Genomic DNA, 15,462 nt, shown 5'->3' on the forward strand with positions numbered 1-15,462 from the left:
AACCACTTTTCGCGGTTGAATGCTTTTGTCCTAATTTTCTACAAACTATATACTCGTAATGACTCATTTTAGTTAGTACTGGATTCGAATACGTTTCTATCAAATTCACCTGTTTTAATTCCAACAATAATTGATGAGTAAACATTCCCCATTACGTTCAATGGTGCTCGTGTTAAAGAATAAAAATAATCCAAACCTGCAAAAATAGCTACTCCTTCAACTGGAATACCAATCATTTGAAAAACAATTGCCATAGATACAATTCCGCCACCTGGAACACCTGGATTCCCAAAAGATGCAACAACTGAGAATACGCCTAATAAAATAAGATTTTGTAATGTAAATTGGATGTCAAATACAGATGCACAAGCCACAGCCGAAACAATATTTGAAATTGGCGAGCCATTTGTATTTAATGCATTTCCTAAAGGTAAAACAAAATCAGATATTCGTTCTTTAACGCCCATCTTTTTAGGCACATCCTCTAAAGATACTGGTAAAGTTATCGCTGAGGAAGTAGTTGTTACAGCTATAACCATAATATTTAGACTATTTTTAAGAAGCGTAACAATGTTTAATCGATATCTGATAGCTACATAAAGTGTATAGAGCGTAAAGAAAATAATATCAAGTATACTTACGATTACAATGACCTGAACAAGTGATTTCAACGCATCTACTCCACTTGTGCCAATAACACCAGCAAGCATCGCTGAAATCCCAATTGGTGCATAGACCATCACAATAGAGACGATTTTCATTATTACTTTTCTTAAACCTAATATTAACTCATAGAGTGCGTTTACACTTTCAAAACTATCCTTCATAATATTTACAGAAATACCAAACAATGCTGCAAAAACAATGATTTGGACAATAACACCTTCTGCAAGTGCCCCAACTGCGTTATCTGGAATAAAATTTACAATAGTTTCTTGAATATTACCACCTGCAACCGTTCCTTTATATGCATCTGAACCAGGAGCAGTCAACGTTAAATTGATTGGGATGATTTTAACTGCAATAATTGACAAAACTGCCGCCAAAGACGTACTAACAAAAAATACCCCCAATGTTTTCAGTCCAACAGTTTTTAATTCTTTTAACGGTAAAGAGGCCGTTGCTTCAACAATAGAACAAAAAATTAATAAGGGAACACACATCTTTACTGATCTTAAAAAGATATCACCTAAAAACTTTAAACTTTCAGCATTTTCTCCTAGCACAAAACCTATGATCAACCCTATAATAGATCCTACGACAATCCTCATAGATAAACTAGAGTTCTTCACTTTATTTAAAATCATTCTGCTCGTACTCCTTTTCAGTCAACAAAATAGTCGCTTATTTTTTGTGGTGGATAATTAAATTTCCCAATCTTACTCTGTGATAGATGACACTCTACAAATAATTTAGCTAATTTTACGGATACTGAAACAGGGTCTATAACTGGAACACCTATTTCTTCGCTTAATGAATCCGCATACATCGCAAATCTAGCACCACCTAATACAATTGCCTCAGCACCGTCTTCTTCAATCATCTTGATGATTGTGTTTTTTAGCGATTCTTTTACGGAACTGTTTTGGCTCACATTCTCCGTATCCATTTCAATCCCTCGTACTGAGGCAAGTTTTCCTTCTAAACGTAGTAAATGTGTAAGGTCTTCTTGATAAGGTATATTTTGTTTGAAAACAGTTAAAATTGAATACTTATGTCCTAACATGGTCGCAATAACTTGAGATCCTTCTGCTATTGATATGACTGGAATATCTAATGCTTCTTTTAAAGCAAAAAAACCAAAATTCCCGAATCCAGCTAATACAATTGCATCTGGTTTCACTTCTTCTGTAAAATCAAGTAACCCTCGCACAAACGACCAAACAGATTGATAATCGCCAAAAGTACAATCTATATGTTTAGAGCCTTTAGGATTGGTATATGGGATCAATTCTGTAGATGAATCATTAAACCCTTTTTCTGCTGATTTCATTAAAACTTTTGTTAATTCTGTATTACTATTTGGATTAGCAACAATAATTTTCATTTGAATCTCCTTTTTCATAAATTTATTTATTTTTAGAATATAGATATGGCCGATTATCGACTAATTTGTCGTACGCTATTTTTCTGTCTAATACATCTCCTAGTATTAAATAATCTTGCCAACGATCAACCTCTTGGGACTCAATGTTTATAGTCGGAGTCCACATTCCCTCTTTTATAAACAGATCAATTGTTTTAATACCGTCTTCTACGGAAATTGTAGGCCAATTATTTTTAATAATCGTGCTGCAGACTTTTCCTCCATGTTCTAATAAATATGACGTCCCTTTTTGAAGACCTACAGCGAATTTTTCAAATTCAACTAATTTATCTTCTATTATTTCAGGCAAACTATAGTAAACACTCCAAGGTATATTGCTGCCCTTTCTGGTTAAATCACAGAAGTTAAAACCTACTTGTCGATCAATCATGGAATGAGCTGTATCTGGTTGGACTACTATAAAGTCACCAAAACCTTTTTCAAAAAGATCGCAAATCATAGCTGTTGAAAAATCATGGATAAACCGAATTTTATTTGGATCAGCACCACCTTCTCGCGCGCTGCCAACCGTCATTAAATAATGACCTGCCCCATCGCCTCCTGATACAAGTACTCTTTTTCCTTCTAACTTTTTCCAATCAAATGATCCTGATATTTTTTCTCTTGAAAGAATAACTAATGGGCATTTAGACGCTATTTTTGCAACTGACGTGTATTTTTGAATATTCTGACAATAAATCATAGGCAGCCACATTCCACCTAACACAACATCTGCTTGACCATTTTCTAAATCATCAAGTCCTTTTGTCCAAGGATCAGGTAAATACGAACATAATTTTAGCTTTTGTTCATCAAAAAAACCTTGTTCTTCTGCGATGTATTGTGGCATGTAGTTCATTGATAATCCTGTTGCAGCAATTGTAAATGTAGTCAATTTAGAAAATCTCCTTTTTGATTATATTTAGGTTTTGATAACAATATATGCTATATGGTCTCCTATGACCTTTTATCACGAGAATGTTCTACTTGATTCGTGTGATTATTGTTTGTAGACTCAGAATCAATGATTGCAAATCTTGCTTGCATGTAATCAACGTAGTTTCTTGAGTTTCACTACTTTTGAATCTTTTTGAACTATCACAAATCATATTGTAAGCGGTATCCATGTCCTTTTCATTGAACTTTTTAACATTTTATTTATATTTTTTGTTTAAAATAACTATTTATTACAAATTTTATATGAAAAACGACATAATAAACGAATAAAAATAAAGGAGTAGCAAAATATACTTGAACCATTTTATTGTAAAGGCCACCATAATTAACCAACGATTATCACGATAGTTTAAGAAGGAAATCCGACATAAGAAGTTTAAAAAAGTGTGAAAATAGTTGATTCTATTTCGAAATTAGTATTCATTCTAGACTTAATTACCAAACATTTACTAATAAAAAAAAGCCTTCACCACTCAGAATAGACTCTGAATGGTGAAGACTTTAGTACTTATTTATTTCGTATAATCCTTAACTAAGTCAATAACTTCTTCCATTGTATCGCAGTCATTCAACGCACGATCTGCAAGTTCAGCCATTTTCTTAGTATCTAGACGTTTCATTAAGCTACGAGTTTGAAGAATAGATGTCGCACTCATTGAGAACTCATCTAAGCCCATTCCTACTAATAATGGTACAGCCATTTGATCGCCGCCCATTTCTCCACACATACCAGTCCATTTACCTTCAGCATGAGATGCGTCAATCACGTTTTTAATCAAACGTAGGATTGATGGGTTATATGGTTGGTATAAGTAAGAAACACGTTCGTTCATACGGTCTGCTGCCATTGTGTATTGAATCAAATCATTTGTTCCAATACTGAAGAAATCAACTTCTTTGGCGAATTTGTCCGCAATTACAGCTGCTGCAGGAATTTCGATCATGATACCAACTTGAATCGTATCAGAAACTTTTGTTCCTTCAGAAACTAATTTTGCTTTTTCTTCTTCAAAGATTTTCTTCGCTGCTCTGAATTCTTTTAACGTTGCAACCATTGGGAACATGATACGTAAGTTACCATGAACAGAAGCACGAAGTAACGCACGCATTTGTGTACGGAACATTTCGTCGCCACGTTCAGATAAACTGATACGTAATGCACGGTAGCCTAAGAATGGGTTCATTTCATGCGGTAATTGAAGATAAGGTAATTCTTTATCTCCACCGATATCCATTGTACGAACCACGACAGATTTACCGTTCATGCCTTCAAGTACTGCAGTGTAAGCTGTATATTGTTCATCTTCTGTTGGGAAATCGGGAGAATCCATGTAAAGGAATTCTGTACGATATAAACCAACAGCTTCAGCACCATTGTTGTGTACGCCTTCTAAATCTTTAGGAGTACCAATGTTTGCAGCTAACTCGATATGTTTACCATCAGCAGTGACTGTTTCAGCATGTTTTAATTTTTCCCATTCAACTTTAAGGTCAGCATATTCTTTGCCTTTCGCTTCAAAATCAGATTTTTCAGCGTCAGTTGGGTGGATGATGACATCGCCATCAATTCCGTTAACAGCTAAAATGTCGCCTTCTTTCACTTTAGCAGTGATTTCTTTTGTCCCTACAATCGCAGGAATTTCAAGAGAGCGAGCCATAATTGCTGAATGTGATGTACGTCCGCCAATATCCGTTACGAATGCTTTTACATACGTACGATCTAATTGAGCAGTATCACTTGGTGTTAAGTCATGGGCAACCACAACAACCTCTTCGTTGATCATTGAAGGGTTAGGAAGAGTAACACCTAATAAATGAGCTAAAATACGTTTCGCAACGTCACGAATATCAGCAGCACGTTCTTGCATGTAGGCATTATCATCCATCGCTTCGAACATACCGATATACATATCTGTTACTTCTTTTAATGCAGCTTCAGCATTTACTTTATTATCTTGAATATTTTGTTTGATTTGACCAATCATTTCAGGGTCAGATAAAACCATTAAATGAGCATCAAATACTTGCGCTTCTTCTTCACCAAGGCTTTGCGCTGCTTTTTCTCTGATTGCTTGCAACTCAGTCGTAGATTTTGCTAAAGCGCCATCTAAACGGCTTTCTTCAGCAGATGTATCTTCTACAGATTTTTTGTCGAAAGATAAATCAGGTTGAACTAACAGGTAAGCTTTAGCGATAGCAACTCCATCACTTGCGGCAATTCCCTTTAGCATTTCAGACATTATTCTGACAATCCTTCTTTTTGCATTGTGTCTACGATTGCTGCTAATGCATCAGCTTCGTCAACACCGTCAACTGAGATAGTCACGTCTGAACCTTGACCAACGCCTAGAGACATAACGCCCATGATTGATTTAAGGTTAACAGATTTACCTTTGTATTCTAAGTTGATATCTGAGTTAAATTTACTTGCAGTTTGTACTAATAATGTAGCCGGACGAGCGTGAATCCCTGTTTCTGCTACGATGTGAAATTCTTTCTTTTCCATATGAATCGGTCTCCTTCGTAAATAAATTAATTTTTTATGTTAGGGTTTTCCTTTCTTGGTACGTTTCAATTGAAACTTGAATCTGGATAATACCCTTTCAATTTTTAAGATTACCATTTTTTGTGAGTAGTTACAACACTTTTAACCTATTTTTTATCAAATGAAAGGATCGATTAATCTTCTTCTTTCATATAATGATATATAATTCGTCCATTTAATCCGGCTTCTCCAACAATTGACATTCGATCCGGCAAATTTTTCCAAACTTCCCTAAAGGTTGTAAAGTCTTTTGGTTCTATAACCAGTTCAGAAATAGTTCCTTCCTTTAATGCGTTGATTTGTTCTTCAAATGGATTTTCATACATGGATTGATCACAGCTTTCACTTTTATTTTTCGACTAAAGTTATTGTATGATAAAAATAGATAATTGTCTAAATTATTCTCATTTTCTGTATAAATAAACGTATATAGTTTTACTAAGACTTAATAATTTACAATGTAGGTAATGAACATTCAAAGTAATATGAGTTTTTCTCTCTATTTATTGGCTTAAACCAGAGTTCAATTGCTTGATTCCTGCCAAAAAGATGCTATAATAATCTCAAAGGTCAAAAATGGTCAACTGTTTTTTGACCTTACTTATAAGGACTTTGAATTAAAATTAGTCTTATCTTGAAAGGACGTGTTTTATCCTATGATTTGTCAAAATTGTCAACAAAATCCAGCAACGATCCACTTATATGCAAATGTTAATGGTCAAAGAAAACAATTAGACTACTGCCAAAGTTGCTATCAAAAATTAAAAACAAAAGCAAACGATAATCAACCAACAATGTCTCAACAAGATCCATTTGGTTTTGGAAGTTTAGATGATTTATACCGCTCACTCTCTCGTCAAATGCAAGAACAACAAGGGAATCCTAATGGGCAAACTCCCCCAACTCAGTTTGGTGATGGGAATGGTTTTAACGGCGGTCAGCCACCTCGTGGAGGTGTTGGACAGTCCGATGGTTTATTAGGTGAATATGGTATCAACATCACGCAAGCTGCTAGAAACGGAGACGTTGATCCTGTTGTCGGACGTGATGAAGAAATCAAACGTGTGATTGAAATCTTAAATCGTCGAACAAAAAATAATCCTGTTCTGATTGGAGAACCTGGTGTTGGTAAAACAGCCGTTGTTGAAGGTTTGGCACAAAAAATCGTCGATGGCGATGTGCCACAAAAATTATTGGACAAAGAAGTTATCCGTTTAGATGTCGTTTCTTTAGTCCAAGGTACAGGGATTCGAGGTCAATTTGAAGAACGCATGCAAAAGTTGATCGATGAAATCAAACAAGCTGAAAATGTCATCTTATTTATAGATGAAGTTCATGAAATCGTTGGCGCAGGTGCTGCTGGTGATGGCAACATGGACGCCGGCAATATTCTAAAACCAGCGCTCGCTCGTGGTGAATTACAAATGGTTGGTGCAACTACTTTGAATGAGTACCGCATTATTGAAAAAGATGCTGCGTTAGAACGCCGAATGCAACCTGTCCGTGTCGATGAACCAACGGTAGACGAGACGATTGCTATTTTGCAAGGATTACAAAAACGTTATGAAGATTATCACCATGTGAAATACACGGATGAAGCCATTAAAGCTGCTGCAACTTTATCAAATCGTTACATTCAAGACCGTTTCCTACCTGATAAAGCCATTGATTTATTAGATGAATCTGGTTCTAAAATGAACTTAACGATCCAAATCGTCGATCCTAAAACGATTGAGAAGAAACTCGCAGATGCAGAACAACAAAAACAACAAGCCTCTGCTGAAGAAGATTTTGAGAAAGCTGCGTACTATCGCGATCAAATCAATAAATTACAGACAATGAAAGAAAAGCAAATCAGTGATGAAGAAACACCTGTGATTGATGAAAAAAATATTGAAGCGATCGTAGAACAAAAAACAGGTATTCCTGTCGGTGATTTAAAAGAAAAAGAACAAACACAATTGAAAAACTTGGCGGTCGATTTAAAAGCTAGCGTTGTTGGTCAAGATGATGCAGTCGATAAAGTTTCTAAAGCTATTCGCCGTAATCGTGTTGGTCTAGGCAAGCAAAATCGCCCTATCGGTTCTTTCTTATTCGTTGGACCAACTGGTGTCGGTAAAACAGAATTGGCGAAACAATTAACTTACGAATTATTTGGTTCAGAAGATTCAATGATTCGTTTTGATATGAGTGAATACATGGAAAAACATAGTGTCTCTAAATTGATCGGTTCACCTCCTGGTTATGTCGGTTACGATGAAGCGGGGCAATTAACTGAAAAAGTTCGTCGTAATCCATACAGCTTGATTTTATTAGATGAAATCGAAAAAGCACATCCAGATGTATTGCATATGTTCTTACAAATCCTTGATGATGGCCGTTTAACCGATGCACAAGGCAGAACAGTCAGCTTCAAAGATACGATCATTATCATGACAAGTAATGCAGGAACTGGTAATGTAGAAGCTAATGTCGGTTTTGGTGCTGCACGCGCGGGACTTACAAAATCTGTTTTAGGACAGTTGAATAATTTCTTTACACCTGAATTCTTGAACCGTTTTGATGGGATCATTGAGTTTAAAGCTTTGAGTAAAGAAAACTTGATGAACATCGTTAGCCTCATGTTAGATGATGTCAACGACTTACTTGCTCATCAAAAAATTCACATTGATGTCCCAATAGATGTGAAAGAAAAACTTGTAGATCTAGGCTACGATCCTGCAATGGGCGCTCGCCCATTACGTCGCACGATCCAAGAACAAATCGAAGATGGTATCGCCGAATACTTCTTAGACCATCCTGAAGAGCATCAATTGCTAGCTAAACTAGACGATGATGGTAAGATCATTGTGACAGGTGAGATAACATCAGATCCTAGTGATATCAGCACAGAAACTACTGAAACAGAATAAAAAGTGAAGTCAATCAGGCAAACTGATTGACTTTTTTGTGCTTTTTAAGACAAATTTCTTTTTATTTAAGCCAAAAAATTTTATAATTAAGATGAATAAGGATTATATCAAATTTGAAAAAGACTATTTCAGCTTTTTTGAGCTGTGAATATTCTGTTTTTTATTATCAAAATCAAAAATAAAGAATCAAATGAGGTGAAAAACATGAAACTAGTCAACGTAACTAATAGTTATAAACGGTTAGTCAATAAACAACTAGAAAATACCGATGCATACTTTGTTAAAGTTTATTCAGCGGGTAATACGACCGTCGTTTATACAGAAGCTACCCAACATGCCGAAATATTGATTGTGAACAAAAAACGTGCTGTTCGAAAAACGGAAATCAATGAAATTCTAAAGTATCTATTAAAAAGGATTCCTAAGGATAAATATGACCACGATCAAATTTCAATCATTGAGTTAAAAGATGTCATAGAAATTTCGATCCCAATCTCTTCCGCACTTGTGGAGAATTAAACAAAAGGAGGTTGGGACAGGATGATGTGACCCCCAAAAGTTGTACGTGAAAAATACAATTTTTGGAGGTTATTTTTTATGAGTTATTATGAGGTAGAATTCAAATTAAAGCTAGTGAAAGAGTACCTAGAAGGCCCGCTGGGCGGACGAGCCTTGGCCAAAAAATACGGACTCCCATCAAATGCCTTAATTTACAATTGGAAACACTCCTATCAATTATTTGGGAAAGAAGGGCTCAAAAGACACCGTTCACTGACAAAATATACTAGTGAATTTAAGCGAGATGTATTACACTTTATAGAAACGACAGGTGCTTCTTTCGGTGAAGCAGCAAGACAATTCAAGCTGCCTAATGGGTCGATGATTTCTCGTTGGCAAAGGAAATACATCGCTGGTGGTCAAACGGCTCTGTCCAATCAAAAAGGGAGACCCAAAAAAAGGATGAACAAACCAACAAAAAAACAGCAAAAAACAAGCAAACTATCTCGTGAAAAGGAATTAGAGCGTGAGAATGAACGTTTACGAATCGAGGTTGAGTATTTAAAAAAGCTACGGACTTTCCAACAAACTATTATGGCGAAGCGAAAAGACGAGTTCAAACCAGAATAGCCATAGAACTTATTGGAAAGTATCGTCAAGATCATGTATTACAAGCGATTAAGCTACCGCGTTCTACCTTCAATTACTGGAAAAAACAGATAATGAGCGAAGAAAAAATGACTCACATAGAGAAATTGATTCAAACAATTTTTGAAGAGAATGATCGCAATTATGGCTATCGTCGAATCAAACTGGCTTTAGTGAATATGGGCTATCAAATTAATCATAAGAAAATCAGACGAATTATGAAGAAATATAACTTAGTATGTATAAGCTTTACTCGTCGTTCAAGAAGATATCGATCTTACAAAGGTTTAGTGGGAACCTTGGCAAAGAACAAGGTGAATCGTCGCTTTTTTAGCACGATGCCAAAACAAAAAATCTTTACAGATATTTCAGAATTTCACTATACTGAACGAAATTCCGAAGGAATTAAACTAAAAAGAAAAGCCTATCTCAGTCCTTTTCTTGATGGTTTTAATGGAGAAATCATTGCCTATCAATTTCAGCAAAAACCAACGTTGGATTGTGTATTGATTCCTTTAAAAACAGCCATTAAAGAAAGTAAAAAGACCAACTTTCGAACAACAATCCATTCCGATCAAGGGTGGCATTACCAAAATCAACAGTATGTTAGACAATTGAAGCAAGCAAAGTTATACCAGAGTATGTCACGAAAAGGAAATTGTTTGGACAATGCATTAATGGAAAATTTCTTTGGTCTAATGAAACAAGAAATGTATTATGGCCGTAGTTTTTCTAGCTTTGAGGAATTAAACCGAGCAGTTACAAATTATATTGATTATTACAATCATCATCGGATAAAAGCAAAATTGACTGGTATGAGTCCGGTTCAATACCGAATTCATACCAGTCGAATGACAGGTTAATCTACGTACAACTTTTAGGGCGCACATCAGGAGTGTTTAATCCCGAGAAATAAGAAGGAATTCACGAAAATTGCTCTTCAAATTTTTATGAATTTCGGCTTATTTCCGAAGGGATTTCTTCTGCTCCCACCGTTTATACGGATTTTTTGAGTCTGAGATATAACTCGTAAAGTTATGTCCCAGACTCCTTTCATTTGCTTTATTCCAAAATCTTTTTTTGTATTTCTACCAAACAATTGATTTATTTTCCCCAAAAACCACAATTCTAATCTGCAACTCTTCAATTAGTTAGTTTTTGTACAAAATAAAAAGTTCTTTTCCACCAAAAATACTTGACAAAGAGCCTTTTTAAATTACCTAGATATGCTTTTTATCCCATCCCAAAAAACACCCTGACTCTCTTTGATACTAAGTCACCAAAACCTAGTACAAAAGGAGATTCAAGGTGTCTCTCTCACAATAATGGATTAAAACTACCTATTTTAATCCATTATTTTCGATAACTTGGCGATACCAAGCAAAAGAATCTTTTTTATAGCGCTGCATTGTACCGTTTCCTGCATTATCACGATCTACATAAATCATTCCATAGCGCTTTTTCATTTCTCCAGTTGTAAATGAAACTAAATCAATAATTCCCCAAGGCGTATAACCTAAAAGTTCTACACCATCATAATCAACTGCTTTTTCTAACGCCTCAATATGTTTGCTTAAATACTCAATTCTAGTTTCGTCATGTACTTTTCCGTTTTCCAACTCGTCAATTGCACCAAACCCATTTTCTACGATAAATAAAGGTAGTTGATAACGATCATATAAACGATTCAATGTAAAACGTAGTCCTTCTGGATCAATCGCCCAACCCCAATCAGTTGATTGGATATGCGGGTTTTCAACACCATTAGCAAGTCCACCATTGACGATATTATTGTCGACATCATTTCTAGCATCTGCTTTTACTACTGTCGACATATAGTAGCTAAATCCAACATAATCGACTGTTCCAGCTTTCAAAACGGCTAAATCTTCTAAACGTATGTCTATATTGTATCCTTCCCGTTCAAACTCTTTTAACGCATAGTTTGGATATTTTCCGCGAACATGTACATCAGCAAAGAAAAACCTTTGACGATTCGCTTCTTCAGCTGCCATAATATCGGCTGGATTACATGAATAAGGATAGATAGGCACATGAGAAACCATACAGCCAATTTGAAACGCCGGATTAATTTCTTTCCCGATCATCACAGCTTTAGCACTGGCAACTAGTTCGTTGTGAGCCACTTGATACATCACTTCTTTAGCATTTTCGCCTTCTTCAACCAAAACACCTGAATTCGTCCATAAGAAAATCGGATTATTAACATCCATTTGATTATTGATTTCGTTAAACGTCATCCAGTATTTCACTTTGTCTTGGTACCGTTCAAACACTACTTTGGCAAACTTAGCAAAAAAATCAATCACTTGACGATTGCGAAAACCACCGTATTCACGCGCTAAATGTAAAGGCATTTCAAAGTGAGATAATGTAATGACTGGCTCAATGCCGTTTTTTAGCAATTCATCAAAAACATCATCATAAAATTTCAATCCCGCTTCATTCGGTTTAGCTTCATCACCTTTAGGAAAAATCCGCGTCCACGCAATCGAGGTACGTAAACACTTCAAACCCATTTCTGCAAACAGTGCAATATCTTTCTTATATTCATGATAAAAATCAATCGCAACTTGATTTGGATAAAATTTATCCGCTTCAATTGTTGACGTAATCTCTCTTGCAACGCCATGTTCTCCTGCAGTCATTACATCGATTACGCTTGGGCCTTTACCACCAGCATCCCAACCACCTTCAAATTGATGGGCAGCTAAAGCGCCACCCCATAAAAAATCTTTTTGTACCATTTTCTTATTCCTCCAATTGTTTAATTGTGTTTATTTAGTTAAAGTCTAAAATTATATCGTTTCGATCTACATGAGTCTTTTCTGTAATTAACATGTCTTTTAGTTCATTACTATTCGGTACCACAACAATCGTTGTTGCTACATAACCTGCAGCTTGAATTTTTTCACTGTCAAAACTTAACAGTAGCTCTCCGACTTGAATTTCTTGATCCTGTTTCACAAAATAGTCAAAGCCTTCACCATGCATATTCACTGTGTCCAACCCAACATGAATCAGTAACTCTACACCTTCCTTAGATGTTAAGCCCACAGCATGTTTTGAATCAAAAACAGCGCTAACCGTTCCCGAAAATGGTGCATAAATTTTGTTATCGCTCGGTTCAATGGCAACTCCATTGCCCATAACACCGCTAGCAAACACTTCATCTGGCACTTGACTCAACGGTACAATGTCCCCTGCTAAGGGTGCTAAAATAGGAGTTTTTGGTCCATCTACTGTCATCATAGGTTCTCCAGTCGCTAGCTCCTGGGTTAATTCTTGATCATCTGCTCTAGTTTCACCAGTGCCAAAAACCTGAGCTAGGACAACTGGTCCTACTAATGCAATTAATGATCCGATTACAATCCCGATAAACGAACTTGGATTATCCTTACTAATCGCATTAACGGTTGTTAAGACACCCGGTAACCCTGCATAAGCATAGTAATACGGATTAAAGAAACTAGCTACAATGGCTCCGATACCACCAGAAATGCAACCGTAAATGAACGGTTTTTTCAAACGTAAAGTGACACCGTAAATAGCTGGCTCAGTAATACCAAAAATCCCAGTGATAAAAGCTGATAAAGAAACACCTTTCATTTCTTTATTACGTGTTTTTAAGAAAACAGCTAAAGCAGCTCCGACTTGCGCAATCACAGCAATAGTTTGAAATGCTTGGAAAGAGTCCCGACCATACAAATCAAAGTTAGCTAGAACCATCGGCGTAACACCCCAATGAACCCCAAAAATTACAATGACTTGCCAGATACTCCCAATAATTCCAGCTGCTAAAAACGGCACATTTTCCGCTAAGAAGTTATAGCCATTTGCAATCGCTGTTGCTGCACCTGATGAAATCGGTCCGATGATCAAAATAGTTAAAGGTACCATAATGATTAGACAGATCAATGGTACAAACAATGAACGTACTACACTTGGAATTCTTTTTTCAATAAAATGCTCCAAATAAGATAAGAGCCAAACCAAAATCAGTGGCGGTAAAACTGAAGATGTATAAACAGTTTCAGATAAAGGAATGTTAAAAAAAGTAATTGCTTGTCCTGAAGCAATCGTACCTGCCATCTCAGCCCAAGTCGGCGAAACTAATGCCGCACAACAGGCAATGGCTATATACATATTTGACTTAAAATGGCGAGAAGCTGTTACTGCAATAAAGATAGGTAGAAAGGTAAATGGAGCCCAAGAGATAAAACTAAATACTTGATACGTACCTGTTTCTGCAAACGTTGGAAATGCCAAATTCACTAAAATCAAAATCCCTTGTAAAATTCCTGCTGCCGCTAAAACATAAATGAACGGGGCAAAAACAGCTGACATTGTCGCAACAAGGCGATTTAAAATGGATCCTTTCGGCGCATCATCACTTGATAGATTTTCCAACTCTCCTAGCTTAATAAACGCATCGTAAACCTCCCCAACATGAGTACCGATTACAATTTGCATTTGACCACCAGACTCAACCGCAGTAATCACACCTGTTAATTGAGATAATTGCTCTTTCATCTCAGGTGTACTCGCTTTCAATACAAGTCGCAGACGCGTGGCACAACGAGCAACACTCACAATATTATCCGCTTTTACGATAGTCAAAATATCACTTGCTAATTTTGAATAATCCCTGACTTTTCCGCTCAACATTAAAAACTCCCTTTTTTTATAAATTATACATTTACATTTTAATTGTATGGGTATAATATAAATGTAACCAAACAATTTGTCAATAACTATTTTTATTTACAAATATTCTTTTACTGATAAACTTAACTAGAAAACCTTTTAAAATTAACTTATCTATTGAAATCAGAAAATCTTTATCGGAGGAACTTATGCTGAAATATCAAGAAGTCGCACAACAAATTGAATCTAAAATCCAAACTGAAAATCTTCCTCAAGGAACAAAATTACCTAGTGTTAGTGAATTAGTCACCGAATATCAGGTTAGCAAAAATACAATTTTACAAACATTAAAAGTGTTGGAATCACGTAGCGTCATTTATCAAGTTCAAGGTAGCGGTATTTTCGTGCGCCGAAGAAAGCGCAAAGGCTATATCACTTTGTTAGAAAATCAAGGATTTTCAGGAGACTTGACTTATTTTGATGTTGTTTCAAAAGTAATTAACGTGACAATTGTCAAAGCAACGGAAGAAGTGGCAAATAATTTGCATTGCACGCTTGATGATGATGTATACCTAGTAAAACGTGTTCAATCGATTCGGGGACAAATATTATGTGTAGAAGAATCTTATTACAAAATGAGTGTTGTCACTTTTTTGAATGAATCGATTGCAGAGGACTCAATATTCCACTATTTAGAAAAAGCCTTAAATATTCATATAGGCTTTTCTGATAAATATTTAAGTGTTCATAAAACAAAGGGGGAAATCTCCCGGTATTTAGAACTACCAGAAGATTCCCCCGTGCTATTAGTAGAAGAAATATATTATACAAATACTGGCGATCCCTTTGATTTCGCCAAAAATTACTATCATTATGAACACTCTCAATTCTTCTTACAAGGCTAAGTGAACAGAATATCTCTCAAAATTTTACGAATTATTCTGCAACAAGATCCTAATTAAAAAAAGGCAAAAAAACTCTTGAATTTTCCTAACATTTAAAACATCAAAAAAAGGCTCTATACTTTCTGATGTTGGTGAACAATCACCGACATCTTTTTTAATGCAAAATACTAGAAAAGACACCCTGATATCCTTTAGAATTAAGTCGACGAAAACCAATCAAAAGGGGAAATCAAGATGTCCTAT

At 35.8% G+C, this 15,462-nt stretch carries 13 protein-coding genes; 5 read left to right on the forward strand and 8 right to left on the reverse strand.

The genetic code is table 11. The annotated features are described in order from the left end of the window. Positions 1 to 68: 68 nt before the first annotated feature. The 6 genes from BCR22_RS14120 to BCR22_RS14145 form a co-directional block, all read right to left on the reverse strand. The gene (locus BCR22_RS14120) at positions 69 to 1,307 is read right to left on the reverse strand and encodes a dicarboxylate/amino acid:cation symporter (protein ID WP_069655525.1); all 1,239 of its coding nucleotides are present in this window, start codon (positions 1,305 to 1,307) and stop codon (positions 69 to 71) included. Between the two features lie 17 nt (positions 1,308 to 1,324). Continuing rightward, the gene (locus BCR22_RS14125) at positions 1,325 to 2,047 is read right to left on the reverse strand and encodes an aspartate/glutamate racemase family protein (protein ID WP_069655526.1); all 723 of its coding nucleotides are present in this window, start codon (positions 2,045 to 2,047) and stop codon (positions 1,325 to 1,327) included. Between the two features lie 22 nt (positions 2,048 to 2,069). Further along, the gene (locus BCR22_RS14130) at positions 2,070 to 2,981 is read right to left on the reverse strand and encodes an ABC transporter substrate-binding protein (RefSeq protein ID WP_069655527.1); all 912 of its coding nucleotides are present in this window, start codon (positions 2,979 to 2,981) and stop codon (positions 2,070 to 2,072) included. A gap of 574 nt (positions 2,982 to 3,555) precedes the next feature. Then, entirely contained in the window at positions 3,556 to 5,283 is a 1,728-nt protein-coding gene (ptsP, locus tag BCR22_RS14135) for a phosphoenolpyruvate--protein phosphotransferase (protein ID WP_069655528.1), read from the reverse strand. Further along, on the reverse strand, positions 5,283 to 5,549 hold the full coding sequence (locus BCR22_RS14140) for a phosphocarrier protein HPr (protein WP_010760596.1): 267 nt from the start codon (positions 5,547 to 5,549) through the stop codon (positions 5,283 to 5,285). Before BCR22_RS14140 ends, ptsP begins: the two co-directional genes overlap by 1 nt. A gap of 173 nt (positions 5,550 to 5,722) precedes the next feature. Then, entirely contained in the window at positions 5,723 to 5,914 is a 192-nt protein-coding gene (locus BCR22_RS14145) for a hypothetical protein (RefSeq protein ID WP_069655529.1), read from the reverse strand. 330 nt (positions 5,915 to 6,244) lie between these two features. On the opposite strand from BCR22_RS14145, the gene BCR22_RS14150 reads away from it, so the two are divergent. The 4 genes from BCR22_RS14150 to BCR22_RS14165 all read left to right on the forward strand — a co-directional run bounded on the left by BCR22_RS14150 (position 6,245) and on the right by BCR22_RS14165 (position 10,509). Then, complete coding sequence (locus BCR22_RS14150; protein ID WP_069655530.1) at positions 6,245 to 8,500, forward strand: ATP-dependent Clp protease ATP-binding subunit; 2,256 nt, start codon at positions 6,245 to 6,247, stop codon at positions 8,498 to 8,500. A gap of 204 nt (positions 8,501 to 8,704) precedes the next feature. Continuing rightward, positions 8,705 to 9,019: a DUF1827 family protein gene (locus tag BCR22_RS14155; RefSeq protein WP_069641017.1), complete on the forward strand. Its 315-nt coding sequence runs from the start codon at positions 8,705 to 8,707 to the stop codon at positions 9,017 to 9,019. Positions 9,020 to 9,097: 78 nt separating this feature from the next. After that, entirely contained in the window at positions 9,098 to 9,628 is a 531-nt protein-coding gene (locus BCR22_RS14160) for a helix-turn-helix domain-containing protein (protein WP_069655531.1), read from the forward strand. Between the two features lie 11 nt (positions 9,629 to 9,639). Next, entirely contained in the window at positions 9,640 to 10,509 is an 870-nt protein-coding gene (locus BCR22_RS14165) for an IS3 family transposase (RefSeq protein WP_240485895.1), read from the forward strand. A 477-nt stretch (positions 10,510 to 10,986) separates the two neighbouring features. Here BCR22_RS14165 and BCR22_RS14175 read toward each other — a convergent pair whose 3' ends face one another. Then, a complete protein-coding gene (locus BCR22_RS14175) occupies positions 10,987 to 12,414 on the reverse strand; it encodes a 6-phospho-beta-glucosidase (protein ID WP_069641015.1) in 1,428 nt (475 codons plus the stop codon). 34 nt (positions 12,415 to 12,448) lie between these two features. Continuing rightward, positions 12,449 to 14,335 (reverse strand): beta-glucoside-specific PTS transporter subunit IIABC, encoded by a 1,887-nt coding sequence (locus tag BCR22_RS14180; protein WP_069655534.1) that lies wholly within the window; start codon positions 14,333 to 14,335, stop codon positions 12,449 to 12,451. 188 nt (positions 14,336 to 14,523) lie between these two features. On the opposite strand from BCR22_RS14180, the gene BCR22_RS14185 reads away from it, so the two are divergent. Next, a complete protein-coding gene (locus tag BCR22_RS14185; protein WP_069655535.1) occupies positions 14,524 to 15,219 on the forward strand; it encodes a GntR family transcriptional regulator in 696 nt (231 codons plus the stop codon). Positions 15,220 to 15,462 lie beyond the last annotated feature (243 nt).

This window comes from Enterococcus plantarum (assembly GCF_001730295.1).
Classification (GTDB): domain Bacteria; phylum Bacillota; class Bacilli; order Lactobacillales; family Enterococcaceae; genus Enterococcus_L; species Enterococcus_L plantarum.

Bases quoted from the DNA above. Each gene is read 5' to 3' on its own strand.
- BCR22_RS14120 (WP_069655525.1), bottom strand. From the start codon at position 1,307: ATGATTTTAAATAAAGTGAAGAACTCTAGTTTATCTATGAGGATTGTC.
- BCR22_RS14125 (WP_069655526.1), bottom strand. From the start codon at position 2,047: ATGAAAATTATTGTTGCTAATCCAAATAGTAATACAGAATTAACAAAA.
- ptsP (WP_069655528.1), bottom strand. From the start codon at position 5,283: ATGTCTGAAATGCTAAAGGGAATTGCCGCAAGTGATGGAGTTGCTATC.
- BCR22_RS14140 (WP_010760596.1), bottom strand. From the start codon at position 5,549: ATGGAAAAGAAAGAATTTCACATCGTAGCAGAAACAGGGATTCACGCT.
- BCR22_RS14145 (WP_069655529.1), bottom strand. From the start codon at position 5,914: ATGTATGAAAATCCATTTGAAGAACAAATCAACGCATTAAAGGAAGGA.
- BCR22_RS14150 (WP_069655530.1), top strand. From the start codon at position 6,245: ATGATTTGTCAAAATTGTCAACAAAATCCAGCAACGATCCACTTATAT.
- BCR22_RS14155 (WP_069641017.1), top strand. From the start codon at position 8,705: ATGAAACTAGTCAACGTAACTAATAGTTATAAACGGTTAGTCAATAAA.
- BCR22_RS14160 (WP_069655531.1), top strand. From the start codon at position 9,098: ATGAGTTATTATGAGGTAGAATTCAAATTAAAGCTAGTGAAAGAGTAC.
- BCR22_RS14175 (WP_069641015.1), bottom strand. From the start codon at position 12,414: ATGGTACAAAAAGATTTTTTATGGGGTGGCGCTTTAGCTGCCCATCAA.
- BCR22_RS14180 (WP_069655534.1), bottom strand. From the start codon at position 14,335: ATGTTGAGCGGAAAAGTCAGGGATTATTCAAAATTAGCAAGTGATATT.
- BCR22_RS14185 (WP_069655535.1), top strand. From the start codon at position 14,524: ATGCTGAAATATCAAGAAGTCGCACAACAAATTGAATCTAAAATCCAA.